The organism is Pseudoduganella violacea, assembly GCF_014191875.1.
GTDB classification, from domain to species: domain Bacteria; phylum Pseudomonadota; class Gammaproteobacteria; order Burkholderiales; family Burkholderiaceae_D; genus Rugamonas; species Rugamonas violacea_A.
Window position 1 is genome coordinate 36,371 of sequence record NZ_JACHXD010000016.1, and the last position, 25,192, is coordinate 61,562.

Annotated in this window: 15 protein-coding genes; 9 read left to right on the plus strand and 6 right to left on the minus strand. The window is 65.0% G+C overall.

Annotation, left to right across the window (positions count from 1 at the left end):
- Window position 1: 1 nt before the first annotated feature.
- The 3 genes from FHS03_RS22195 to FHS03_RS28255 all read right to left on the minus strand — a co-directional run bounded on the left by FHS03_RS22195 (window position 2) and on the right by FHS03_RS28255 (window position 4,267).
- Window positions 2–706, minus strand: coding sequence for an anti-sigma factor (locus tag FHS03_RS22195; RefSeq protein WP_183443114.1), 705 nt, complete (start codon window positions 704–706; stop codon window positions 2–4).
- Complete coding sequence (locus FHS03_RS22200; RefSeq protein WP_183443115.1) at window positions 703–1,290, minus strand: sigma-70 family RNA polymerase sigma factor; 588 nt, start codon at window positions 1,288–1,290, stop codon at window positions 703–705. The genes FHS03_RS22195 and FHS03_RS22200 overlap by 4 nt, the downstream gene beginning before the upstream one ends.
- 133 nt (window positions 1,291–1,423) lie before the next feature.
- On the minus strand, window positions 1,424–4,267 hold the full coding sequence (locus tag FHS03_RS28255) for a wax ester/triacylglycerol synthase family O-acyltransferase (RefSeq protein WP_229426342.1): 2,844 nt from the start codon (window positions 4,265–4,267) through the stop codon (window positions 1,424–1,426).
- Window positions 4,268–4,411: 144 nt separating this feature from the next.
- Between FHS03_RS28255 and FHS03_RS22215 the strand changes: the two genes are divergently transcribed.
- Window positions 4,412–4,936 (plus strand): hypothetical protein, encoded by a 525-nt coding sequence (locus FHS03_RS22215; RefSeq protein ID WP_183443116.1) that lies wholly within the window; start codon window positions 4,412–4,414, stop codon window positions 4,934–4,936.
- A 2-nt stretch (window positions 4,937–4,938) separates the two neighbouring features.
- Window positions 4,939–5,214: a hypothetical protein gene (locus tag FHS03_RS22220; RefSeq protein ID WP_183443117.1), complete on the plus strand. Its 276-nt coding sequence runs from the start codon at window positions 4,939–4,941 to the stop codon at window positions 5,212–5,214.
- Window positions 5,215–5,223: 9 nt separating this feature from the next.
- Here the strand turns inward: FHS03_RS22220 and FHS03_RS28555 are convergent, their stop codons facing one another.
- Window positions 5,224–6,603, minus strand: a complete 1,380-nt coding sequence (locus FHS03_RS28555) for a sensor histidine kinase (RefSeq protein WP_183443118.1) — start codon at window positions 6,601–6,603, stop codon at window positions 5,224–5,226.
- Window positions 6,600–7,289 carry a response regulator gene (locus tag FHS03_RS22230; protein WP_183443119.1) on the minus strand — a complete coding sequence of 230 codons (690 nt, stop codon included), beginning with the start codon at window positions 7,287–7,289 and terminating at the stop codon, window positions 6,600–6,602. The genes FHS03_RS28555 and FHS03_RS22230 overlap by 4 nt, the downstream gene beginning before the upstream one ends.
- A gap of 119 nt (window positions 7,290–7,408) precedes the next feature.
- On the opposite strand from FHS03_RS22230, the gene FHS03_RS22235 reads away from it, so the two are divergent.
- Entirely contained in the window at window positions 7,409–7,882 is a 474-nt protein-coding gene (locus FHS03_RS22235; protein ID WP_183443120.1) for an RrF2 family transcriptional regulator, read from the plus strand.
- A gap of 95 nt (window positions 7,883–7,977) precedes the next feature.
- Window positions 7,978–9,162, plus strand: a complete 1,185-nt coding sequence (hmpA, locus tag FHS03_RS22240; RefSeq protein ID WP_183443121.1) for an NO-inducible flavohemoprotein — start codon at window positions 7,978–7,980, stop codon at window positions 9,160–9,162.
- A 10-nt stretch (window positions 9,163–9,172) separates the two neighbouring features.
- On the opposite strand, the gene FHS03_RS22245 is transcribed toward hmpA, so the two are convergent.
- Window positions 9,173–10,300, minus strand: coding sequence for a cytochrome-c peroxidase (locus FHS03_RS22245; protein WP_183443122.1), 1,128 nt, complete (start codon window positions 10,298–10,300; stop codon window positions 9,173–9,175).
- A 321-nt stretch (window positions 10,301–10,621) separates the two neighbouring features.
- Between FHS03_RS22245 and FHS03_RS22250 the strand changes: the two genes are divergently transcribed.
- The 5 genes from FHS03_RS22250 (at window position 10,622) to FHS03_RS22270 (ending at window position 25,045) form a co-directional block, all read left to right on the plus strand.
- Window positions 10,622–16,096, plus strand: coding sequence for a pre-peptidase C-terminal domain-containing protein (locus tag FHS03_RS22250; protein ID WP_183443123.1), 5,475 nt, complete (start codon window positions 10,622–10,624; stop codon window positions 16,094–16,096).
- A gap of 57 nt (window positions 16,097–16,153) precedes the next feature.
- Window positions 16,154–21,631: an RHS repeat-associated core domain-containing protein gene (locus FHS03_RS22255; RefSeq protein WP_183443124.1), complete on the plus strand. Its 5,478-nt coding sequence runs from the start codon at window positions 16,154–16,156 to the stop codon at window positions 21,629–21,631.
- Window positions 21,632–21,634: 3 nt separating this feature from the next.
- A complete protein-coding gene (locus FHS03_RS22260) occupies window positions 21,635–21,793 on the plus strand; it encodes a hypothetical protein (RefSeq protein WP_183443125.1) in 159 nt (52 codons plus the stop codon).
- Window positions 21,794–22,022: 229 nt separating this feature from the next.
- The gene (locus FHS03_RS22265; RefSeq protein ID WP_183443126.1) at window positions 22,023–22,769 is read left to right on the plus strand and encodes a substrate-binding periplasmic protein; all 747 of its coding nucleotides are present in this window, start codon (window positions 22,023–22,025) and stop codon (window positions 22,767–22,769) included.
- A 35-nt stretch (window positions 22,770–22,804) separates the two neighbouring features.
- Complete coding sequence (locus FHS03_RS22270; RefSeq protein ID WP_183443127.1) at window positions 22,805–25,045, plus strand: TonB-dependent receptor; 2,241 nt, start codon at window positions 22,805–22,807, stop codon at window positions 25,043–25,045.
- Window positions 25,046–25,192: the final 147 nt, after the last annotated feature.

Consider the following 25,192-nt stretch of genomic DNA (forward strand, 5'->3'; position numbering starts at 1 on the left):
GCTACAGCAGCCGCAGCCAACGGCCTTTGTACAGAATCGGTCCGCTCGGACCGTTCGGGTCGGGCGAGCCGCCCTGGGGTTCGAGACTGACCGCGAGCATGGCCACATCGCTGCCGGTGGCGCGTTCATTCATTGCCAGCCGGGCGCCATGCGCGCCGGACAGGAGGCCGAGGGAACGCGGCGCGCCTTGGCTCGGTACGGCCCAGAGCTGCAGGGTCTTCCCGCTGGCGATGGAAAGCCGGCTCACCACGCGCACATCCATGGTGCGGCGGCGGCTGTCGCCCGTCAGCAGCAGCACGGTTTGCGCCTGGTCGTCGCCCAAGGTGGCAATATGGTCGATATGCACCGGTTCGGGCTGGCCGATGAGCAGCAGGATGGCCAGCAGCGTTGCCAGCGCGCCCGATGCGAGGCTGAGAGAGCGCCACATGGCGGCCCGGTCGCGGCGCCAGAACTGCCATGGCTTGATAGGGCGAGGCAGTTGCAGACGGTTTTCGATGGCTTCCCAGACGCGGGGCCGCGGCGTTGCGGGAGCGGCGAACTCGGTCATGGGCGCCAGCCTGTCCTGCCATTCGGCGACGCTGCGCCGCAAAGCCGCATCCTCATGCATCCAGCTTTCGAGGCGGCGGCGCGCGCCGCCGCGCAGGGAGCCGAGCACATACTCGGCGGCCAGGCGCTCGCGCAGGGCCGCGTTGTGGCGGATATTCATGGCCGCTCCCGGTGCGCCAGACAGGTTTTCAGCTTCTCCAGTCCGCGCCTGATCCAGGTTTTGACGGTGCCGGCCGGCAGCGTCAATTGCTGCGCCACCTCGCTGTGCGACAGCTCATGAAAGAAGGCCATGCCAATGGCCTGGCGCTGGCGCGCCTCCAGCATGGCGAGGCAGCGGGCCAGGCTGCGCGCCTCGTCGCTCAGCTGCAGAGCATCGTCGGGCTTGGCGTCTTGGTCCTGCATGGCTTGCATTACTTCGCCATCGAACTGGCTGGCGTCGATCTCCACCGCTTCGTCCAGGCGGCGCAGAATGTCCAGCGCCTTGTTGCGGACGATGGTGGACATCCACGTCATCGGCGCGGCAAGGTGGGACTGGTAGCTGCCCGCCGCGTGCCAGATCGTGACGAAACTGTCCTGTAAGGCTTCTTCGGCCAGCTCCCGCTTGCGCAATATGCGCAAGGCGAAGCCGAATAGTTTCGGCGCGGTGGCGTCATACAGGGAACGAAAGGCGAGGGCGTCTTGGCTGGCGGAGGCGAACAGCCACGAGCGGAGTTGCTGCGGATCGGCGGAGTGCAATGTGGGCACGGCTTACCCCGGCTGGCTGTGGAGGGATACGCATCACAACCAGCCTAGCGCATTTTCCCCGTCATAGGCAAGCGCGGCAAATCTGCGGTGCGCGCAGGCGGACGGACCTGTTGTCTTTAGCGCAGGCGGCGCTTTAACCAGCCGATGCCAGTGGCGTGCCGATGCCTTCCTCGTCCTCCACCGCGTCGCGCGTCGCCAGATCGAGCTCGGCGAAGGCTTGCCGGGTGAGTTCCATCAGGCGCTCCGGATCGGGCACCAACTGCGTGTCGACGAACAGGGCCAGCTGGATTTGTCCGGCGTAGGAGATGAAAGCCAGGCCGACGCCGATGCGTCCCGCCTGCGGCACCCAGCAAATCAGGTCCGTCATGCGCGAGCCGGCCAGATAGCGCCGGCTGCCCGGGCCTTCGATATTGGTCAGCACCACCGAGCCTTTGGACGTGAACAGGTTCAGGGCGAAGTGCTGCAAGGCAGTGGGCAGGCAGCCCGCCAGCGAAAGGAAGGCCATGGTGGCGCGTGGCTGGTGCGAACGCTTGATGGCCGTCATGCGCGCGCTGGCGCGGCGCAGACGTTCGCAAGGATCATCCAGATCGGTGGGCAGGTCGACGGCGACCAGGCCGAACTCGTTCCCCAGCTGGAAGGCGTTGGCCTTTTCGCGCAGATTGAAAGTGACGGCGGCGCGCAGGGCGCGGCTGTCGGCGTCCTGGCCGCGCTCTTGCAGATATTGGCGCAGCGCGCCGGAAACGGCGGCCACCCAGATATCGTTCAGCGTGGCGCCCATGCGCTTGGAGGCGATGCGTACTTCCCGCAGATCCAGCGGCGGCAGCCAGACCAGCTGTTTTCGGCCGCTGAGCGGCGCCTTGAGGCGGGTGCGCAGATCGGGCCAGAGCATGCCGAGGCGGCCGATATGGGCGGCGATCTTCAGGCTGGACTTGGCGCGCGCCAGCGTGGGAGCATACGCGCCCTCGGCTTCGAGCGCGCGGTGCGGGTGGCCGACCAGGGAAGGCGTCTTGCCGTGCAGGCCGTTGTCGTCGGTCAGGTGGTTCAGCACATGCACCAGTCCCAGGCCGTCGGTGATGCAGTGGTGGACGCGGAAGACGATGGCATGACCACCGCCAGCCTGGTCGATCACCGTCATATGCCACAGCGGGCGGTCCTCTTCCAGCGGCTGGTGCGCCAGCTCGGTCATGCGGCTTTGCAGTTCGGCCAGGCCGACTTCCTTCTCCGTGCGTTCCAGGCGGATATGCTGGTGGATGTCGAAATGCTCGTCCTCCACCCATTGCGCCAGTCCGAGGCGGCGTTTCACCTTCTGTGTGAAGCGCGGATAGTTGGGCAGGCGGTAGGCGATGGTGGCCGTCAGGCGCTGCATATCGACCGGGCCTTCGAACAGCAGAATGCTGTTGATGACCATCAGGTTCTTTTCCGTATCCATGCGGTGCCAGGCATAGTCGCGCCGCGTCATCGCATGCTTTTCGCCCGGCGGCGGGCGCTGGCCGGCGGGGCGGGCGCGCAGGGCGTAGCGGTTCAAGCCGCCCATATGGATACGGCACAGGTAATCGCGCCAGTCGATCAGGCGCGGGTCGACCGGGAAGTCCAGTTCATCCTGCGCGCTGAAACGCTGCGACAGCGCCAGCAGGCCGTCGTTGTGGAAGCGGTACTGCGGTGCGGTATAGAAGGAGAAGGTCTGGGCCAAGGTCTGCGTGGTGCGCAGCGCTTCCAGGGCGGGCGATTCGCCCAGGCCGAGCAGTTGACGCAAGCCGCTGCGCAGGGCCAGTCCAGCCGCCATGGCGCGCAGCATCAGCAGGAAGACGGGACGGCCCACCACGCGGAAGCGGTGGCGCGGCGCCTTGAAGAACAGGCGTTCGTAGTTGCGCCAGTTGCGCCGCGATTCGTTCTGTATCAGCTCGATCACTTTGCCCAGCCGGACCGGATTGCCGGAACCGGAGCAGGCCTGGTAGATGCGGTGGGCCGGCGCGTCGCTGAGCGCCTCCACGCCGGCCAGCACGATGCTGTTGGCCACCAGGTCGGCCGGGATGATGTCGACGATTTCTTCCGGTTTGGCTGGGAAAAAGCTGGTCTTGCCGCGCGCGTAGGCAAGGATGATGGCGTCGGCCACCTTCACGCCCTCGATCCAGCCGGCGGCCGGTTCCTGCAAGGTGCTTTCGATGATGGAGGGGCGCACGATGCTCAGCGCGCGGCCGTGCATGGCTTCGGCGGCCAACTGCTCGCCCATCCACTTGGTGAAGGTATAGGTGTCGTTCCAGCCGAAGTAATTGGCTTCCTCGATGCCGATGGCGGTCAGGCGGCGCGCCAGTTCGGCCGGTTCGGCGCCGCTCTTGCGTGCTTGGTCGATGCGGCGCTGCAGATGCGCCAGCAGGCCGCCCAGGTCGTAGTAGCCTTGGCGGTGGCGGGCGATGGCGGCGCGCGCCGGGTGCACCATCTCTTCGCGCATCTCGCCTTTGTTAAAGCCGTTCACATAGCAGGTGGAAACCTGCACCAGCGGCGCGTTGGCCGTGCGCGCCAGCGCCGCAACATTCTGCACGCTGTGGGCATTGATGGCCAGGGCTTCGTCCAGCGCCTCGCGGAAGTTCACGCTGGCGGCGGCGTTGATAATCAGGTCGGTATTGCGCGCCAGTTCGGCAAAGCGCGCCAGCGGCAGCCCAAAGGCCGGTTCCGTGATTTCGCCCGTGATGCAGTGGATCTTCTCGGCGAAAAAGGTCTCCAGAAAACGCGGGCGCTCGGCGCGCAGCTTGTCGAATACCGAGGAGGTGGCGATCTCCAGCTGGAAGCGGGCGCGCGCGCCGGTGTCGTCGCGGCCGGCGCGGATCAGCAGGGTGATGCCGCCGATGTCGGGTACGGCGCGTATCAGCTTTTCCAGCACGACCTTGGCGAGAAAGCCGGTGGCGCCGGTCAGGAAAACCTGTTTGCCGGCCAGGGTGGCTTGCACATCGAGTGCCGTTTGCTGTATCGCGCTTTCCATGGGCGTCCCAGTCTTCTATTTATATCGGTTGATAACAATGCGACAACACGTCTGTGAATCGATATTAATTCGAAACAGAAGCTTGTCAGACCGTTACGCATTGGCCCCAGGAGCCAAAGAAATGGCGGCAGGAGTCAGGCCGCAGTGGCGCGCGCCGGCAAGGGCGGAGAACTTAAAACAACGTTCAAGAAAGCTTCATCCAATCTTTATCTGGCGTGGCGGCCGGTTTTTACGCTGAAGGGTGAGGCAAGCTTGCCTGCCATGGGGGCCGGCGCGTCTTGCCTCGCCATGAAAGAGAGCGCCATGAAGACCTTTTTGACCAACAAGCCGCTGTTTGCGGCCCTGCTGCTGGCCGCGCTGGCCGGCTGCGGCGGCAGCAGCGATAGCGGGCGTTATGGAAACCCTGCCGCCGGAGCTCAGCTACGCCAGCCTATGCGGCCTGCCTGCCGCATCCAGCGAAACCTACCGGATGCTGGAACCGACCGGCGGGCGCTGCGTCGCCAAAGCCGGTTTTGCGTTGAGCGATCCGCGGCGCGGCGACACCTATTCCAGCAATCCGCAGGACCGGCGCGAGGTGGAACTGAAAATCTGGTATCCGGTTGCCGTCGGCAGCAGTCAGCCGCGCGCCGAGTATGCGAGCAAGGAAACGATGCAAGGCATGGATTTTGATCTTGGCCCGACTGCTCCGCGCACCAATGCCCGCACCGGCGGACCCGAGCTATCTCGCCATCATGAAGCTGCAAAGGAATGTGGGCAGCTCCGAGGTCTTGGCTGGTTTCGGCCATGGCGACTTCTCCGACGTGAAATTCTATGTGGAGCAGTACAACCGTAATAATCCCGTCAAGAAGGGGCTGGACCCAGAGATGTTCTTTTCGGTTCGGGGCGAGGACGCGCTGCGCCTGGTGCGTGAGAAAACCCGGCTGTTCTTCGCCCGCGCCGTGAAGTAGACGCCGGGTTTAAGCCGCCAGCGGCAGCGTGGTCGTCACTTGCAGGCCACCGCCGTTGGCGGGGCCGAAGCGCAGGCGGCCCTCATGGCGGGCCACGGTGACCGCGACGATGGCCAGTCCCAGGCCGCTGCCGCCCTGGCGCTGGCCGGGCACGCGGAAGAAGCGTTCGCACAGGCGTTCATAGAGTTCCGGCGCTACGCCCGGTCCTTCATCGCTGACGGTGATGACGGCCTGGCCGCCATCGCTTTGCACGGCGATGCGCACCAGGCCGCCATCCGGGCTGTATTTGATGGCGTTGTTGATGAGGTTTTCGAACAGCGAGAGCATGCCCTCGGTATCGCCGCTGATGATCGCATCGCCATCGGCCTGCAGTTCCAGTTCGACGCCGCGCTGGCAGGCCAGCGGCGCCAGCATGGCGCAGCATTCCTGCAGCAGCGTGTGCAAGGGCAGGGAATGTTGCGGCCGGGCGCCGCCGCCGGCTTCGCTGCGCATCAGGGCGAGCAGCTGGTGCACCAGATGGCTGGCGCGCTGCACGCCCAGCAGGCTGCCGTCGAGCAGGGCGCGCAGATGCGTGTCCGGCGTGCGCTGGATGGCGGCTTCGATATTCACCTGCATGGCGGCCAGCGGCGTGCGGATTTCATGCGCCGCGTCGGCGATGAAATCGCGTTCGCGGCGCGCGCTCTCGCGCACGCGACCCAGCAGACGGTTGATATTGTCCACCAGCGGATGCAGCTCGCGGTGCGGCGGCCGGTAGTCCAGCGGCGCCAGGTCGTGTGGCCCGCGTTCGGCGATTTCGGCGCTGACCCTGCGCCAGGGCCGCAGCGCCAGCCGCACCGAAATCCAGGCCGGCAGCAGCATGAAGGGCAGGCAGACCAGCAATGGCAGCAGCAGGAAGCCGCTATGGGAGAGATAGATGCCGGTCAGGTCGGCCGGCTGCGCCAGCGTGACCACGAAACGGCCATCCGGCGAGGCAAGGGTGCGCGCCAGCCATTTGCGCTGGCCGGTCTGCACCTGCTGCGTCACGCCAAGCCGGGCGCCGCGGATGGGCTGATTCAGCTCCGGCGAGGCGTACACCATGCGCCCGTCCTGCCAGACTTCCATCAGCAACTGCCAGCTTGGATTGGCTTCCTGCACGCCATCGCCACGGTTGATGCGGTCGATATGCTGCAGCATATCGCGCTGGCGCGCCGGATCGCCGGACAGGTTGCGCGCCGCCGCCAGCGCCAGTTCGTAGCGCTGGTCGAAGCCCAGGTCTTCGTTCTGGCGCACGGTGTCGTAAATGGCGTAGCCGCACAGCGCCAGCCAGAGAAGGGAGAGCAATCCCAGTTGCGCCAGCAACATGCGCCGCGCCAGCGAAGGCTGCCACAGGCGGCGCCAGCGCGTTTTCACGCGGGCCTCTGCCCGGAGGCTGGCAGCGGTTCGCGGTCCACCACATAGCCGATGCCGCGCACGGTGCGGATAAAGCCGCTGCCCAGCTTGCGCCGCAGATTCGAGATATGCACGTCCAGCACATTGCTGTCGCTGGCCGAACCGGCTTGGTGCAGCTCCTGCTCCAGCGTGCTGCGCGTGAGCACGCGGTCGCAGCGACGGGCCAGCACCGCCAGCAGCACGTACTCGCTGCGCGACAGGTCCAGATCCTTGCCCTCCATCGTCACGCGATGCGAGGACAGATTGATATGCAGGCCGCGCAGGGTCAGGCTATCGCTGCTCGCGCCATAGCTGCGGCGCGCCAGCGCGCGGATGCGCGATTGCAGCTCGGCCAGCGCAAAGGGCTTGACCAGATAATCGTCGGCGCCGCTATCGAGGCCGACCAGGCGGTCGTGCAGGGCGTCGCGCGCGGTCAGGATCAGCACCGGCAACGTATTCTGCGCGCCGCGCAGTTCGCGCAACAGGCCAAGGCCGTCGCCGTCGGGCAGGGCCAGGTCGAGCAGCAGCAGGCCGAAACCGTGGGCGGCCAACTGCTGGCGGGCGTCCTGCCGCGAGCGTACCCAGACAATATCCATGTCCTGTTCCGCCAGCGCGTTGCGGATGCCGTTGCCCAGCCCCAGATCGTCCTCGACGAGCAGTATTTTCATGCTGTTTCTTGTTTGGCAAAGAGCGCTATTTTAGCAAGATTGTAAGAGCTAACCTGCGGCGGCCGGAATGGTTTAACATATACTTACAATGCCGGATTTGGCATGCATCACGCCTTCACATGCGACTCACTACTTTTACCGATTACACGCTGCGCTCCCTGATGTTCCTGGCCATGAACCGGGACCGTCTGGTGACGATCCAGGACATCGCCGACCTGCACGCCATTTCGAAAAACCACCTGACCAAGGTGATTCACCAGCTCGGGGTGGCGGGCCTGGTGGAAACGGTGCGCGGCCGCAATGGCGGCCTGCGCCTGAACCGCGAGCCGGAAGAGATCAATATCGGCGAAGTGGTGCGCGACAGCGAAACCGATTTTTTCATCGCCGAGTGCTTCGACGGCGACCACAATAGCTGCACCCTGGACGGCGCCTGCTTCCTGAAATTCAAGCTGGGGCAGGCCACCGAATCCTTCCTGCAGGTGCTGGATGGCGTCACCCTGGCCGACCTGCTGCCCAAGCCGCGCGGCGCCGGCAAGGCGCAGCCGGTCAAGTTCATCGGCAAGGACAAGAAGACCGGCGACAAGGCCGCCTGAGGCCCGGCCGCCTTGCGTCCGGTTGAAACAGCGCTTGACGCCACTGGTTTAAAACATGCACAATAAATGCATGTTTAAAAAAGGAGCGATTAACCATGCTGTCCAATGAACAAAAAGCCATCATTTCCGCCACCGTGCCGATTCTGGAAGAGGGTGGCGAAGCCCTGACCCGCCATTTCTACCAGGTGCTGTTCCGCGATTTCCCGCAGGTCGCGCCGCTGTTCAACCAGTCGCACCAGCACAGCGGCAACCAGCAGCGCGCGCTGGCTGGCGCGGTGCTGATGTATGCCCGCCATATCGAGAAGCTGGAAGCACTGGGGCCGCTGGTCGCCACCATCGTCAACAAGCACGTGGCGCTGCAAATCCACCAGGAGCATTACCCGATGGTGGGCGCCAGCCTGCTGAAAGCCATCAGCGAAGTGCTGGGCCCGCAGGTGGCGACGGACGAGGTGTTGAGCGCCTGGGCCGCCGCCTACGGCCAGTTGGCCGCCATCCTGATCGACGCGGAGGGCCGCAGCTACGAGGACAAGGCAGCCGCGCCGGGCGGCTGGAGCGGCGCGCGCACCTTCATCCTGGCCGAGCGCACTTGCGAAAGCGAGGAAATCACCTCCTTCCTGCTGAAGCCCGCCGATGGCAAGCCGGTGCTGCATTTCGAGCCGGGCCAGTACATCGGCCTGCGCGTGGAAATCGATGGCGCCGAAATGCGCCGCCAATATTCGCTGTCGGCCGAGAGCAATGGCGTGGACTACCGCATCAGCGTCAAGCGCGAGCCGGGCGGCAAGGTGTCGGAATGGCTGCATGGGCAGCTGCAGCCGGGCGACGTGCTGGACCTGTTCCCGCCCTCGGGCGCCTTCACCCTGCGCAGCGGCGAAAGACCGTTGGCCCTGATCAGCGGCGGCGTCGGCATCACGCCGACCCTGGCCATGCTGACCAGCGCTCTGCGCAGCGGCCGCGAAGTCCACTTCATCCACGCCGCGCGCCATGGCGGCGTGCACGCCTTCCGCGATGCGGTGGACCAGCTGGCCGAAGAGTATCCGCAGCTGCGCCGCTATTACTGCTACGCCGAAGCGCGCGACGGCCACGCCCGGCCGGACGCCGTCGGCCTGCTGGACAGCGAACGCCTGGCCGCCTGGCTGCCGGAAACGCGCGACATCGACGCCTACTTCCTTGGCCCGCTGCCCTTCATGCAGGTGGTGAAGAAGTCGCTGCGCGAGCTGGGCGTGCCGGAAAACCAGACGCATTACGAGTTCTTCGGCCCGGCCGCCGCGCTGGCGGCATAAGCCCCCTGGCTTAGCGCCAGTGCGCGGGCGGCCGGCTGGCCTCGGGGCTGTTCAAGGCCTTGAGGAATGCCACCAGATCCTGTTTCTCCGCCGGAGTCAGGATCAGGGGATAGCCGGCTTCCGCGCTGCGGTAATAAATCTCCAGTTCGACCGCTTCTTCCAGCGTGGCGACGCTGCCGTCGTGCATATACGGCGCGGTCAGGGCCACATTGCGCAGGCTGGGCGTGCGGAACTTGCCGATGTCGGCCGGTTTCAGCGTCAGCGCAAAACGGCCCAGCTCCGCCACATCTTCCTCGCTCAACACATGGTCGCCCAGTTTTTCGGCTTGGGCGCGCAGGCGCACCAGGCGCGTGGTCAGCGCCGGCAGTTGCGGCGCGATGCGCTGCAAGCCCACGCTCAGGCTATGGAAATCATCGTCGCTGAATAGCGCGCTATCGCGCTCGATGCGGTGGCAACTGGTGCATTTGGCCGCGCCCTGGAACAAGGCCAGGCCGCGCCGCGCCGACGCGTTCAGCGCGGCCTGCTCGCCGCGATAGTAGTAGCGGTCGAAGGGCGAATTGCCGGCGATCAGGGTGCGTTCGAAACTGGCGATGGCCTGTCCGATCTGCCCGGCCGTGATGGACTGCGGCGCGGCGCCGAAGGCCAGGCGGAACTGGGCCAGGTAGGCTGGATCGGCGCGCACGATGGCCAGCAGGGCGTCCTCGCTGGCCAGCCCGTGCTCGCGCGCATTGGTAAAGGGATCGAGCGCCTGCGCTTCCAGCGTGGGCTGGCGTCCTTCCCAGAACTGGCTGGCGTTGTAGGCGGCGTTCAGAAGGCTCGGCGCATTGCGCGTGCCGTTCCTGCCGCCGATGCCCTTGGCCAGCGCCTCGCCATCGCTGAAAGCGCGTTCGGGCTGGTGGCAGCTGGCGCAGCTGATCTGTCCATTGCCGCTCAGGCGCTTGTCGTAGAACAGGGTCTTGCCGAGCGCGATGCGGGCCGGATTGTCGGAGCTTGCCGCGGACAAGGGCGGCAGGCCGCTCGGATGCGTGCCGCCCTCGCCGGCCAGCAGGGCCGGCATGGCGCTGCCGGCGGCCACGAGGCCAGCGAGGCTTAGCATGCGCAAGTTGCGGCGCAGACGGTGCCAGATCTTTTGCTGCATTTCTCCCTCGTTCCCGCCGCTCTCGGATGCAGCTCAACAGTGTTTCTACACCAGCTTGGCGTAAAACATGCTCTCCATTTCTCACGAAAACTATGTTTTTTTCGTAATGTTGTGCGTTTACCATGCAGTTGGCTCTGTAACAAGTTTTCGCTTGATCGTGCCGCGAAGTCCATGCAAAGCTATGTCAAGTTCATAATTTCCCTGGGGAAATTGCCCTATTTTTCCCGTTGATTGGTTTTTGGCCAGTTTTATTGCGAAGGGGTGGCGGCAATGCGGTTTCGATCGGATTGGAGTGGTGTCCTTTTCAGCGCGCAAAGAACGATGCGCACCTTGCTGGCGGCGCTGGCCATCTGCGCGGCCGGCGGCATGGCGGCGGCCGGCGAGGTCCGCTACGTTTATGACGAAACCGGACGGCTGGTGCAGGTTGTCGCCCCCGACGGCGCCAGCGTCGAATACCGCTACGACGCGGTGGGCAATATCGCCAGCGTCAAAAAACTGAGCGAAGCCACGCTGGCCATCACCGAGTTCTCGCCCAATTCGGGCGGCGCCGGCATCGCGGTGCGGATTTACGGCAGCGGCTTCGATCCCAGCCCGGCCGCCAACACGGTGCGCTTCAACGGCGCCCAGGCCCAGGTAGTCAGCGCCAGCAAGACCGAATTGTCCGTGACGGTGCCGGCCGGCGCCACCAGCGGCAAGATCAGCGTCAGCAACGCCAACGGCGCGGTCAGCAGCGTGCAGGACTTCAAGATCGGCAACCAGCTGGCGCCCGTCATCACTTCCTTCACGCCCAACATCGGCACGCGCGGCACGGCCGTGACCATCAACGGCAGCAATTTCGCCGCCGACCGCGCCGGCAACAAGGCCAGCTTCGGCAATATGCTGGGCAATGTCAGCAGCGCCGCCGTGGACAAGCTGGTGGCCACGGCGCCCGGCGCGGGCGCTTCGGGCAAGATAGCCGTGACCACGGCGAATGGGCGGGGAATCAGCAGCGACGACTTCTATGCCGTGCCGACCGGCGTGAACGTGGCCGACATCGAATACACCGGCCGCCTGCAAGTGGGCGCGCCGCCGCAGCCCGTGAACATCGTCAATCCGGGCAAGAAAGCCTTGCTGCTGTTCGACGGCACGCCGCGCGATCTGCTTACCCTGGTGTCCTCCGGCGGCAATTTCGCCAGCAGTGTGAATATCACGGCCTACCGCAACGACGGCGCAAGCTTCCATTCGGCCGGCTTGAGCGCGGCCAGCGCCGTCGATTTGCCGGCGCTGCCGGCTGGCGGCACCTATACGCTCATCCTCAGCCCTGGCGCCACCGACAAGGGCAGGATCGATCTGCAACTGAAACCCGAAGCGCGCGGCACGCTGGTGCTGGACGGCGACGCGCTGCCGGTAACGCTGACGCCGGGCCAGAACGGCCGCTACACCTTCAGCGGCCGCGCGGGGCAGGGCATTGGCCTGGGCTACCTGAATGTGGCGACGGTGCCGGCCAGCCAGAGCATCTACTACCGCGTCTTCAATCCGGATGGCACGCAGCTGTTCAGCGACAGCTGGAGCAATAGCAACAGCAATACGCTGCCGCTGCTGCCCGTGAACGGCAACTATGCCCTGCAGGTCGATCCGAGCGGCATCGCCAGCGCCAGCCTGCAGCTGCTCGCGTCTTCCGACCTGACCGGCCAATTGGCGGCCGATGGCCCGGCGCTGACCTTCAACACCAGCCGCGTCGGGCAGAACGGCCGCTATACCTTCAGCGGCACGGCGGGCCAGAAATTCTGGCTGACCTTCTCCAACGCGGCCTTCGCCTCGGGCGCCAGCGTGCGCGTGCTGAAACCGGACGGCAGCGCCCTGGATTCGAGTTCGGTCAGCACGGGCGTCAGCAATCTGGATATCCAGGCCTTGCCGGTGGCCGGCACCTACACGGTGCTGATCGACCCGAGCGGCCTGACTGTCGGTAAGGTCGATATCCAGCTCAAATCCGTACCGGCCGATAAGACCGGAACCATCGAGATCAATGGCGCGGCGCTGCCGCTGGAACTGGCCGTCCACCAGCGGGCCGCGATCACTTTCAGCGGCACGGCGGGCCAGCGTCTCGGCCTGGGTTATACCGGCGTCTCGACGCTGCCGGCCAACCAGAGCATCTATTACACCGTCTACAAGCCGGACGGCACGCAGTTGTTCAGCGATAGCTGGAGCGCGAACAACAGCAATAATCTGCCAGCCTTGCCCGTCACGGGCGACTATAAGATCGCCGTCTACAGCAACAATATCAGCGCTGCGCTGAATACCACGCTGACACTGTCGGCCGATATCGCCGGCGTGCTGGAAGCCGATGGCGCCACAGTCACGCACAATAGCGACCGCGTCGGCCAGAATGGCCGCTACACCTTCAGCGGCACGGCCGGACAGAAATTCTGGCTGACCTTCTCCAACGGCAGTTTCGCCTCCAGCGTCAACGTGAGCGTGCTGAAACCGGACGGCAGCTCGCTGGTTTCCGGTTCGGTCGCCAAATCCTCGGTCGACCTGGATATTCCTGCCTTGCCGGTGGCGGGCACCTACACGGTCTTCATCGACCCGGCCGGCATCATCACCGGCAAGGTGGATCTCCAACTGAAAGGCGTGCCTGCCGACCGCACCGGAACAATCGAGATCGACGGCGCGTCGCTGGCGCTGGACTTGGCCGTCCATCAAAAGGCTTTGATCAGCTTCACCGGCGCGGCCGGCCAGCGCCTTGGCCTGGGCTATACCGGCGTTGCGACGGTGCCGGTCAACCAGAGTATCTACTACACCGTCTACAAGCCGGACGGCACGCAGTTGTCCAGCGACAGCTGGACCACCAACAACAGCAATAATCTGCCAGCCTTGCCGGTGGCCGGAGAGTACAAGATCGCCGTGTACAGCAATAATGTCAGCGCCTCGCTGAAAACCACGCTGACCTTGTCGGCCGATATCGCGGCCGCGCTGGAAGCCGACGGCCCCACCGTCACGCACAATAGCGACCGTGTGGGCCAGAACGGCCGCTACACCTTCGCCGGCAGCGTGGGCCAGAAGCTGTGGGTGACGCTATCCAATGGCAGTTTCGCTTCCGGCGTCAACGTGAGCGTGCTGAAACCGGATGGTACCTCGCTGACTTCGAGCTCGGTCAGCAAGTCCGTGGTGAACTTCGATATTCCGGCGCTGCCCGTGGCCGGGACGTACACCATTCTGGTCGATCCAAGCGGCATCGTCACCGGCAAGGTGGATATCCAGCTGAAGAATGTCCCGGCCGACAAGACCGGCGCGATCGAGATCAACGGCGCGTCGCTGCCGCTTGACCTGGCCATCCACCAGAAAGCCGTGATCAGCTTCACCGGCGCGGTGGGCCAGCGCCTGGGCCTGGGCTATACCAATGTGGCGACCGTCCCGGCCAGCCAAAGCATTACCTACGCCGTGCTGAAGCCGGATGGCAGCCAATTGTTCAGCGATAGCTGGAGCAACAGCAATAGCAACAACCTGCCGGTGCTACCGGTGGCGGGCGAATACAAGATCAGCATCGCGCCATCGAATATCGCCGCTTCCGCCAGCCTGGTGCTGACGGCATCGGCCGATATCGCCGGCGTGCTGACCGTCGATGCCGCGCCGCTCACCTTCATGACGGCGCGCGTGGGGCAGAACGGCCGCTTCACCTTCAGCGGCGAGGCAGGGCAGAAGCTGTGGCTGACGCTGGCCAACGGTAATTTCCCGTCCAGCGTCAGTGTCGGCGTGCTGAAACCCGATGGCAGCGCGCTGGTCTCGACCTCGGTCTCCACTTCGGTCAACAATCTGGATATTCCCGCCTTGCCGGTGGCGGGCACCTACACGGTCTTCATCGACCCGAGCGGGATCACCACTGGCAAGGTCGATGTGCAGCTGAAAGGTGTGCCGGCCGACCAGCTGATCCCGATTGCTATCGATGGAAGCCCGGTGGCGCTCGATATGGCCGTCCACCAGCGCGCCATGCTGAGTTTCGACGGCGTGGCGGGCCAGCGCCTAGGCCTGGGCTACACCAATATGGCGACCGTGCCGGCCAGCCAGAGCATCTACTACACCGTGTACAAGCCGGATGGCAGCCAGTTGTTCAGCGATAGCTGGAGCGGGAACAATAGCAACAACCTGCCCATCCTGCCGGTCAGCGGCGCATACAAGATCGCCGTCTACACCAACAATATCGCGGCTTCCTTCAAAGTGACGGTGGGTCTCTCGGCCGACTTGCCGGGCGCGCTGGAGGCCGACGGCCCGGCGCTGACCTTCAATACCAGCCGCGTGGGCCAGAACGGCCGCTTCACCTTCAACGGCACGGCCGGCAAGAAGTACTGGCTGACCTTCTCGAATGGCGCGCTGACGGCCGGCATCAGCGTCAGCATACTGAAACCGGACGGCAGCTCGCTGGCCAGCACTTCGGCCAGCAATTCGACCTCGTACTTCGATATTCCAGCGCTGCCGGCCGATGGCGTGTACAGCATCTTCCTCGACCCGAGCGGCGTCACCGTGGGCAAGGTCGACGTGCAGTTGAAAAGCGTTCCGGCCGATTTCGAGGCGGCGCTGGCCATCGATGGAACGCCGCTTGCACTCGATCTGTCCGTCCACCAGCGCGCCGTGCTGAGTTTTAATGGAAACGCGGGCCAGCGCTTAGGGGCGGGCTACACGGGCTTGAGCACTGTGCCGGCCAGCCAATCGGTCTACTTCACCGTCTTCAAACCGGATGGCGCCCAGCTGTTCAGCGACAGCTGGAGCTCGAACAACAGCAATAATTGGCCCGCCTTGCCGGTCGGCGGCGCCTATAAGCTGATCGTCTACGGCGCTGCGCTGAACAGCGCGGTGAAGGCCACGGTGACGCTGTCGGCCGATGCCGCCGGCGTGCTGACGCCGGGCGCGGCGCCGTTGCAGTTCCTCAGCACGCGGCCGGGCCAGAACGCGCGCTACAGCTTCAGCGGCGATGTCGGCCAGCACCTGTGGCTGACGTATTCCGGCGGCACTTTCCCGGGCGGCGCCGGCATCTATGTGTATAAGCCGGACGGCAGCAACCTGGTTGCGACCAGCTCCAGCAGCAGCACGGAACTGGATTTCCCTGCCTTGCCGGTGGCAGGAACGTATACCGTGTTTATCGACCCTGCCGGCGCTTCGGTCGGCCAGGCCAATGTGCAGCTGCGCGCCGTGCCGGCCGACAACGCGGCGGCCATCGCCATCGACGGCGCGCCGGTGGCGCTCGACCTGCAGCTGCACCAGAAAGCGGTGCTGAGCTTCGATGGCGCGGCCGGCCAGCGCCTGGGCCTGGGCTATACCGGCCACGCCACCGTCCCGGCCAACCAGTCCATCAACTACCGCGTGCTGAAACCGGACGGCAGCCAATTGTTCAGCGACAGCTGGAGCAATAACAACAGCAACGATCTGCCAGCCTTGCCGGTCGGCGGCACCTATACCCTGCACGTGCAGCCGCCCACCACGGCCACGGCGAAGGTGACGGTCAGCTTGTCGGCCGATGTGCCGGGCACCCTGGTGCAGGGCGGTGCGGCCGTGCGCTTCGCCAGCAGCCGCGCCGGCCAGAATGGGCGCTTTACCTTCGCCGGTACGGCAGGGCAGACCGGATCGCTGCAATTTAGCGGCGGCACTTTCGCGTCCTCGGCCAGCATCTATGTCTACAAGCCCGATGGCGGCAGCTTGACCAGCACCAGCGTCAGCACCACCGGGGCGCTGAACCTGCCGGCCTTGCCCGTGGCCGGAACCTATACCGTTTTCATCAATCCTTCTGCTGCCACCACCGGCCAGGTCGATATCCAGTTGAAGTGATGCCGGCCGTTCGAATTCATGAGAGACAGAACCATGACTGTACGAGGGAATGCCGCAATGTCTGAACGTCACGTGATGAGCCGCCACCTGCGCTGGCTGCCTGCCTTGCTGTTGCCCGTGCTGCTGGCCGCGCCGGCCGGGGCGCAAAATCCTGCCGCCGACGCGCCGCGTCCGGGCTTGCAGAAGCTGGCCGCGCCGGCGCCGCTGGCCCGTCCGGGCCAAAGCGTCACCCAGCTGCCGGACGGACGCTGGCTGCTGCTGGGCGGGCAGGGCGTGGACCAGGAAGCCGTCGCCGGCATCGAACTGCTGGATGCGGCCAGCGGCAAGAAAGAAAAACTGCCAGGCGCGCTGCTCCAGGCGCGGCGCGGTCACAGCGCGACCCTGCTGCCCGATGGCAGCGTGCTGGTGCTGGGCGGTGTGGACAGCAACGGCAATGTGGTGGCGGCGGCCGAACAGCTGGACCCCGCCCAAGGCCGTTCCCAGGCCTTGCCGCCGCTGCCGCTGATCGCGCGCAGCGGCCATAGCGCCACCGTGCTGACCGACGGCCGCCTGCTGATTGCCGGCGGCGCCGACGCGCGCGGCCGGCTGGTCTATGAAGCGGAAATCTACGACCCGCTCACGCACCAGGTCGAGCGCTTCAATCCCAAGCTGGAAAGCGCCCGCCTGCACCACCTGGCGGCCTTGCTGCCCACCGCCGAGGTGCTGCTGTGGTCCGGCAGCGATGGCGAGAAGCGCAGCGTCGACAGCGGCGAGCTGTATGACCCGGGCAGCCAGCGCTTTAGCAGCGTCAGCGCGGCCGGATTGGATGAATTGGCGGCGCAGCTGGCGGCGCCCGCGCCGCTGGCGCTGGCGGGCAGCCGTCCGGAGGCCGAATCCAATGCGGCGCCGGTGGATCAGCCCTTCGTCCTGCGCTTCAACCAGGCCATGGATGTGCGCTCGCTGAACGGCGCCAGCGTCACGTTGCTTGGCCCGCACGGCACGGTGCCGCTGAAAGTGGTGCCGGTGGAGCAGGGCTTGCTGGCCTTCATCAAGCCGGCGGCGGACTTGCTGCCGGACAGCCGCTACACCCTGTTTGTGGACGGCGCGCGCAGCCGCAGCGGCGTGCCGCTGGGCTTTACCTCGCTCGGTTTCAGCACGGCGCGTCTGACCGCGCCGGCTGGCGCGAACGCCGCCGCCGGCGGGAGGGACGCCGCGCCGGTCTCGCTGCCGCCCGCGTCGGGCATCAACCAGGATGCCAGCCGGACCGGTAACGGCGCGGGCGGCAGTGGCAGCGGTGCCGCCGCCGATGCGGCCCTGCAGCCGGGGGGCGCCAGGCAGTACGGCGCGCTGGAAAAGCAGGCCATGGCTGCGGCGGACAGCGTGATGCAGAGTGAAGTCTGGCAGCCCGACGCCACCGCCCTGAAAGGTGATTGGCGCGCCAAGCGGGGCGAGAGTCCGCTGCAGAAACTGCCGCCGCTGCAGGCGCCGCCCGGCGAAACGGCGTTGGCCGGCCAAGTGCTGACCATGCATGGCCGCGGCCTGCGCAATGTGCGCCTGCAGATCGGCGAGCAAACGGTGCTGAGCGACGACACCGGCCGCTTCCTGCTGCGCGGCATCCCGGCCGGCGTGCAGGTGCTGAGCATCGACGGTTTCGCCGCCGATAAGGAAGCCACGCGCTACGGCTACTACCAGGTGCGCGTCGACGTGCATGCCGGGAAGACCACGGCCCTCGATTACACCATCTGGAGCAGCCGCCTCGACCCGGCCGGCAACGTCGCCATCGCCTCGCCCAACGACAAGGAAGTGGTGCTGACCTCGCCCCGCATTCCCGGCCTGGAGCTGCGCATCCCGGCCGGCAGCGTGATCCGCGACCGCAGCGGCAAGATCGTCACCGAACTGAATATGACGGCCATTCCGGTGGACCGTCCGCCCTTCCCGCTGCCGAACGTCGGCGTGCCGGTCTACTTCACGGTGCAGCCGGGCGGCGCCTCGATCACCAGCACCAATACCCGCAGCCAGCAGGGCGCGCGCCTGGTCTACCCGAACTTCAGCGGCGCCGCACCCGGCAGCCGCGTCGACTTCTGGAACTACGACGCGCGCGGCAAGGGCTGGTATGTGTACGGCCAGGGCACCATCAGCCCGGACGGCAAGCAAGCCATTCCCGATGCCGACGTGAAGATTTACGAGTTTACCGGCGCCATGATTTCCGTGCCAAGCAACGGCCCGCCGGAAGGTCCGCCACCCGGCGGCTGCGGTGGCGGCGGCAGCGGCGACTGCAATAGCGACGGCAACCAGCCGGCCCAGCCCTCCGGCTGCGCCGGCGATCCGGTCGACTGCGCCACCGGCCTGTTCTTGAACAATGCCACCGACCTGGCGGTGGACGATGTGATTCCGATGCGCGTGACGCGCAGCTACCGTCCGCGCGATCCGGCTTCGCGCGGCTTCGGCGTCGGCACTAATCTGCAGTACGACTACTTCCTGGTGGGCGACACCAGCCCCTGGACTTACCAGGAGCTGATCCTGCCCGATGGCGGCCGCCTGCGCTACAAGCGCATCTCCGCTGGCACCGGCTATACCGACGCCGTCTACCTGCACACCGCCTCCACCACGCGCTACTACGGTTCGGTCCTGCGCCACAAGGGCGGCAGTTGCTACTGGGAGCTGAAGCTGAAAGACGGTGAAGCCATCTGCTTCCCCGAATCGATGAATTCGACCGTGGCGCGCGCGGCGGCCGCCACCTCGCTGTCGGACCGCTATGGCAATACGCTGACATTCACCCGCACCAGCAATAACCTGACGCGCATTGCGTCGCCCAGCGGCCGCTATATCGACTTCGTCTACGATGCCAAGAACCGCATCACCCAGGCCAGCGATAACGCAGGGCGCACCGTGGGCTATGAATACGACGCCGCCGGACGGCTGGCCAAGGTAACCGACCCGCTGGGCAATACGGAGCTGTTCACCTATGACGCGGCCCACAATATGCTGACGGTGCAGGATAAGCGCGGCAACCTGATGGTGACCAATGTGTATGACGCAAATAACCGCGTCAGCAAGCAGACCTATGCCGACGGCAGCACCAATCTGTTCAGCTATACCTTGAATGCGGCCAGCAAGGTCACGCAGACCGATGTGACCAATGAGCGCGGCATTGTCAAACGCATCGAGTTCAATGCGGCCGGCTATCCGCTGCGCATTACCACGGCCCTTGGCCTGCCGGAGCAGCAGATCGAAGTCTATGAGCGCGACCCGCTCAGCAACCTGCTGCTCGCGCGCACCGATGCATTGGGCCGCAAGACCGCCTATACCTATGATGAAAAAGGCAATCTGCTGACCCAGACCCTGTTCGCCGGCAGCGCTGCCGCCGTGACGTCGACCATGACGTATAGCGGCGATTTCAGCCAGCTGCTGAGCCAGACCGACGGCGCCGGCCGCAGCAACAGCTGGACCTACGATAGCCGCGGCAACGTGACCGAGGTGAAGGACGCCAACGGCATTACCACGCGCACCAGCTACAACAGCGCGGGGCAGGCCGTGGAGTTCAGCAACGGCGAAGGGAAGGCCACCAGTCTGGCGTATGACGGCTACGACCTGGCCAGCGTGACCGATCCCTTGGGCCGCGCCATCGCCTCGGCCACCGACACGCTGGGACGGCGTCTGAACGTGTCCGACGCCCTTGGCAACCGCATCGTGTTCGAACAGGATGCCTTGGGCCGCGTCACCCGCATCACCAATGCGCTCGAGCAGAGCACCAATATGGGCTTTGACGGCAACGGCAACAGCACTTCGCTGCGCGACGCCAAGCTGAACCAGCACCAGTTTGGCTTCAGCAAGGTCAATACCTTGACCAGCGCCACCGACCCGCTGAACCGGAATGAGATTCTCGAATACGATCCCGCCCATAATCTGAGCAAGTTCACCGACCGCAAGGGGCAGGTCAGCAGCTTCACTTACGACGGCCAGAACCGCATGAAGACGGCCAGCTTTGCCGACGGCAGCAGCATTGCCTATACCTATGACGCCGGCGATCGCCTGACCCGCATCGCCGATTCCGCCAATGGCGTCATCACGCGCAGCTACGATAGCTACGATAACTTGCTCGAGGAAGTCACGCCCAAGGGCCGCATCAGCTATGCTTACGACGCGTATGGCCGCCGCACATCGGCCACGGTGGCGGGCCAGCCCACCATCAGCTACAGCTATGATGCCGGCGGGCGCCTTACCCGCATCGAACAGGCGGCTGGCGCGTCCAACAACAATGCCGTGCAGCGCGTCGATTTCGAGTACGACCGCAATAACGCGCGCACCAAGGTGACGTATCCGAATGGCGTGGTGCGCGCCAACACCTATGACGATGCGGGCCAGCTGACGCTGGTCCGCTATACCAAGGCTGACGGCAGCTTGCTCGGCGACCTCACTTTCAGCTACGACCTGGCGGGCCGCCGGACCGCCAGCGGCGGCAGCCTGGCGCGCACGCTCCTGCCCGATGAGGTGAGCGAGGCCAGCGTGGATGCGGCCAACCGTCTGACCAGTTTCAATGGCCATGCACTGAGCTACGATGCCAACGGCAATCTGCTGAGTGACGGCACGCAGAGCTATGTCTGGAATGCACGCGACCAGCTGGTGCAGATCAAGGCGCTGGACGGTTCCGTCATCGCCAGCTTCGGCTATGATGCGCTGGGCCGGCGCCAGAGCAAGACGGTGGCGGGCGTGGGCAGCGGCTACCTGTATGACGGCCTGAATGTGGTGCAGGAACTGAACGGGGTCAATGCCGATGGCAGCATCCCCGCCAATGTGCGGGCCAACTATATTCTGGGCGGGGTGGACGAGGTGTTCGCGCAGACCAGCGGCAGCGGCGCCAGCGCGCGCGTTACCAGCTATCTGAGCGACGCCATCGGCTCGGTCATCCGCCTTACCGACGGCCAGGGCAACAAGGTGGTCGACTACCAGTATGGTCCCTACGGGCAGACGCAGGCCGATGCCGCGCATGGCAACCCGTTCCAGTACACTGGCCGCGAGAATGACGGCACTGGCTTATACTATTACCGGGCGCGCTATTATTCGCCAGCCACCGGGCGGTTTATCCAAAGCGACCCGATAGGCCTGGGCGGCGGCGTCAACACCTACGCTTATGTGTATGGAAATCCCATCAGCAAGGTGGACCCGTCGGGCGAATTCGGCATCGTGGGTGGCCTGATCGGCGCGGGTTTCGAGCTGGGGATACAGGCTTACAAAAACTACCGCGACGGTTGCGATATTTTTGACATCGACAACTACGATTGGTGGGATGTGGGCGTTTCCGCCGCCGTTGGCGCGCTGGCGCCGGGTATGATGAATGTCGGGAAAACCGCCTGGAAGTCCGGTAACGCGATCCGCGCGCTGTCTTCGCAAAGCGCCAATACCGCAAACCGCGCGGCGAAAATCGCGGGCCGGATTTCGCAGCACAAGAACAGTATCCGCGACATCACCGCGACCCAGGCGGCGTATCAGGGAGCCAAGGCCGCGGCGAAAGCTGCCAATGGCGATGGCGGCGAATCATGTGGGTGCCAGCGATAAAATATGCGAAAGATTTACATTTATATTCTCGGCGTGGTCCTGCTTGGACTGGTGCAGGGCTTCATCAAAAATGCCGCCCCGCATGGGGCGGTGTATTTCCTGATTATCGTTGCCTACCTTGTCATACTCAGGGTGCTTGCCGAGAAGTTCGGCAAGCCCTGACTGCGATGGCGGCAAGCAGGCACTCTGTTGCTTTATGCTATCCATGCAACTCCTGTTGCTATTCAACAGTCAGCGATTAGAGTAGACTGGTTTTCAGCGCATGCTGAAAGCCTGAGGGCGATGCATGCCGGTTTGCCCCATCCATACTCCGCTTTCCGTTATGAGTTTAGCCCGTGCCGCCGCCGCCAGAGGCTTTTCCCTGCTGCTTCTGGCGTGCATGGCTGCTGTAATGGGCGCGAACGCGACCCCGGTCGTGACCGAGGCGCCCAACCACATCCTGCTGACCGGGCAGGAGTATCCGCCTATGGCCTCGTCCCGCCTGCCGTTCGGCGGCTGGCTCACGCGCGTGGTGACGGAAGCTTTCAAGACCGCCGGCGTGGATGCGAAGGTGGAATTCGTGCCGAACAACCGCGCCATCCTGGGCGCCATGAGCGGCCCTTACGACGGCAGCTTTGGCTGGACCCACACCATGGAGCGCGACCGCAAGCTGCTGTATTCGAGCATGCCGATCTACACCATGCGCATGGTGTTCTTCCACCGCCGCGGCGAGAGCTATCCCTGGAAAACGCTGGAGGATGTGCGCGACTACCGGCTTGGCTTCACGCTGGGGAATTACTATTCCGACGAGCTGGCGGCCCTGCAGGCGGCCAAGAAGCTGCGGATCGACGAGACCAGCAACGACCTCTCCAACCTGCGCAAGCTGTTGGTTGGGCGCATCGATCTATTCCCGATGGGTGAAGAGGAGGGCCGGTTTATGTTAAAAACTAACTTCAGCCCGGAGGAGCAGGCCCGCATCACTTCCCAGACCACGATCTTGCGCGTGGTGCCGCTGTATCTGGTGATCCGGCGCAGCCATCCGCATGCCCAGGAACTGGTGGAAAAGTTCGACCGCGGCTACAAGCAGCTGGCCGACAGCGGGCAGTTGGCCAAGCTGATAGAAGAGAGCAGAAAGGCCGTATTCAACACGCATCCATAGACATCGGGCGCAGCGCCGGCCCCAGGGAGAATGCCATGCAGCGTTTTGCCTTCGCCAGTCTCGCCATCCTGCCGCCGCTGGCATTTTCCCAGCAGGCCGGCGACAGCCTCTCCACCGTCGTCATCACCGCCCAGAAACGCAGCGAGGCCCTGCAGCAGGCGCCCTTGAGCGTGACGGCGTTGAGCGACGCGCAGCTGGAGCAGATGGGCGCGCAGACTTTGGCCGATGTGGCGCGTCAAGCGCCGGGGCTGAACGTGGTGTCCTCGGGACCGGGACAGAACATCCTTATCATCCGGGGCATCTCCTCCACGGCGGGTACGGCGGGCACGGTCGGCTACTATCTGGACGATACCCCGATTTCCGCGTCCAGCAACGCTTCGCTGCTGTCGCTGCGCGGCCTGATCGATCCCTCGCTGTTCGACCTGGCGCGGGTCGAGGTGCTGCGCGGGCCGCAAGGCACGCTGTACGGCTCCAGCTCCATGGGCGGCACGGTGCGCTATGTGACGCGCCAGCCGGATATGCGGCGTGCCGGCGCGAAAGCCAGCGTGACCTTGTCGGAAACGGATGGCGGCTGGAACCGCGAAGGCAATGCGGTGCTGAATCTGCCGCTGATCGAAAACCGCCTGGCCGGCCGCCTGGCCGTGTTTTACCGGCGCGAGGCGGGCTATATCGACCGCTATCCCATCGATCCCAACAATTATCTGGGCATCGCGCCCGGCGGACAAAAGCTGGAGGACGTGAATACCGAAAAGACCACCGGCTTCCGCGCCATGCTCAAGCTGCGGCTGGACAATCAGCTCGATGTTTCCGCTTCGCTGTTCAAGCAGAAGATGCGCCTGGGCGCGCCGTTCCAGATCGATGCGCCGCCTGGCGGGAAGGGCGCGCTGATTCAGACCCGCCTGATGCCGGAACCGAGCGTGCAGGACTCCACCCTTGGCAACCTCACGCTGCGCAAGGGCTTTGCCAATGGCGAGCTGGTGGCCACCAGCTCCTACTACCACCGCGAAGTGCGGGTAGCGGAGGATGCCTCCAAAGTCTTCTACTACTTCCTCAGTCCCGACCCGCAAACCTATGTCTATCCGCTGCTGATGACGGGCCGCTACATCAACCGCGAATGGACGCAGGAAGTGCGTTACGCCTCCGACTGGGCCGGACCATTCCAGCTGATCGCCGGAGCCTTCTACCACAAGGTGAACGCGCCGCTGGCGTCCTCGATCCCCGTCACACCGGGCTACAACGAAGCCTTCGGCACCGATATCGGCAGCTTCTTCGACGGTGCGCGCCAGGCCACGGTGAGCGAGCGCGCCTGGTTCGCCGAAGGCTCCTACCGCTTCCTTCCCGCCTGGACCGCGCGCGTCGGCCTGCGCGCTTTCCGCATCAGCCAAACCTTTGCACAGCAGGGCGACGGCTTCCTCAACGGCGGTCCCAGTTCGGTGGTGAGCGACGCCAGGGATAAAGGCTACAACCCCAAATTCAATCTCGCGTGGCAGATCGACCGCGACCTGCTGTTGTACGCCACGGCGGCCAAAGGCTACCGCCAGGGCGGGCCGAATAATCCGGCGCCCGCCAATGTCTGCGGCAAGGAAGTGGCTGGGCTGGGCCTGAGCGACAGCGCCCTGGTGCGCTTCGGCGCCGACACCTTGTGGAATTACGAGCTGGGCTTGAAATCGGAATGGCCGCAGCAGCGCCTGACGGCCAATGGCTCGCTGTACTACATCGACTGGAACAAGGTGCAGCAGCAGATCGTGCTCGATTGCGGTTTCAATATCACGGTGAACTTCGGCTCCGCCAAGAGCAAGGGCGGCGAGCTGGAAATCGCCTACCGACCCACCACGCAGCTGACCTTGCGCGCCACCGGCAACTACACTTCCGCCACGCTGGACGACGACGTTCCCGGCACGGGCGCCCAGCGCGGCGACGCCTTGCTCGACGTGCCGCGCTGGAGCGGTTCCATTTCAGCCGATTACACTTGGCCGCTGCGTACCGGCCTGCAAGCCGGCGCCCGCATCGACACCAGCTACTCCGGCAGCGCCGACACGCTGTATGAACCGGACAGCCCCTTCCGCCGCCGCGGCGGCTACGCCCTGAGCAATCTGCGCATCACGCTGGAAAACAAGGGCCAGCGCTGGACCGCCGCTTTCTTCGTCAACAACCTGTTCAAGCGCTACGGTCAAACCGGCCTGCCCGTCGCCATTTCCGCCGACCTGCCGGCCACCCGCCGCCTCGCCGTCACCCGGCCGCGTACAATTGGCATAAGCTTGAGCTACGTCTACTGAGGGCAGCTCATGGGCTATCCGGGCCAGGAGGAATGATATTCACCACCTGGAGCACAGCTCGGCCTGGATAAATGATTATGCACATAGTTTAGCGCAATCATACGACAAGGGCCGGTTGAACCCGGCCCTTGTCGTATCTGCACAGGT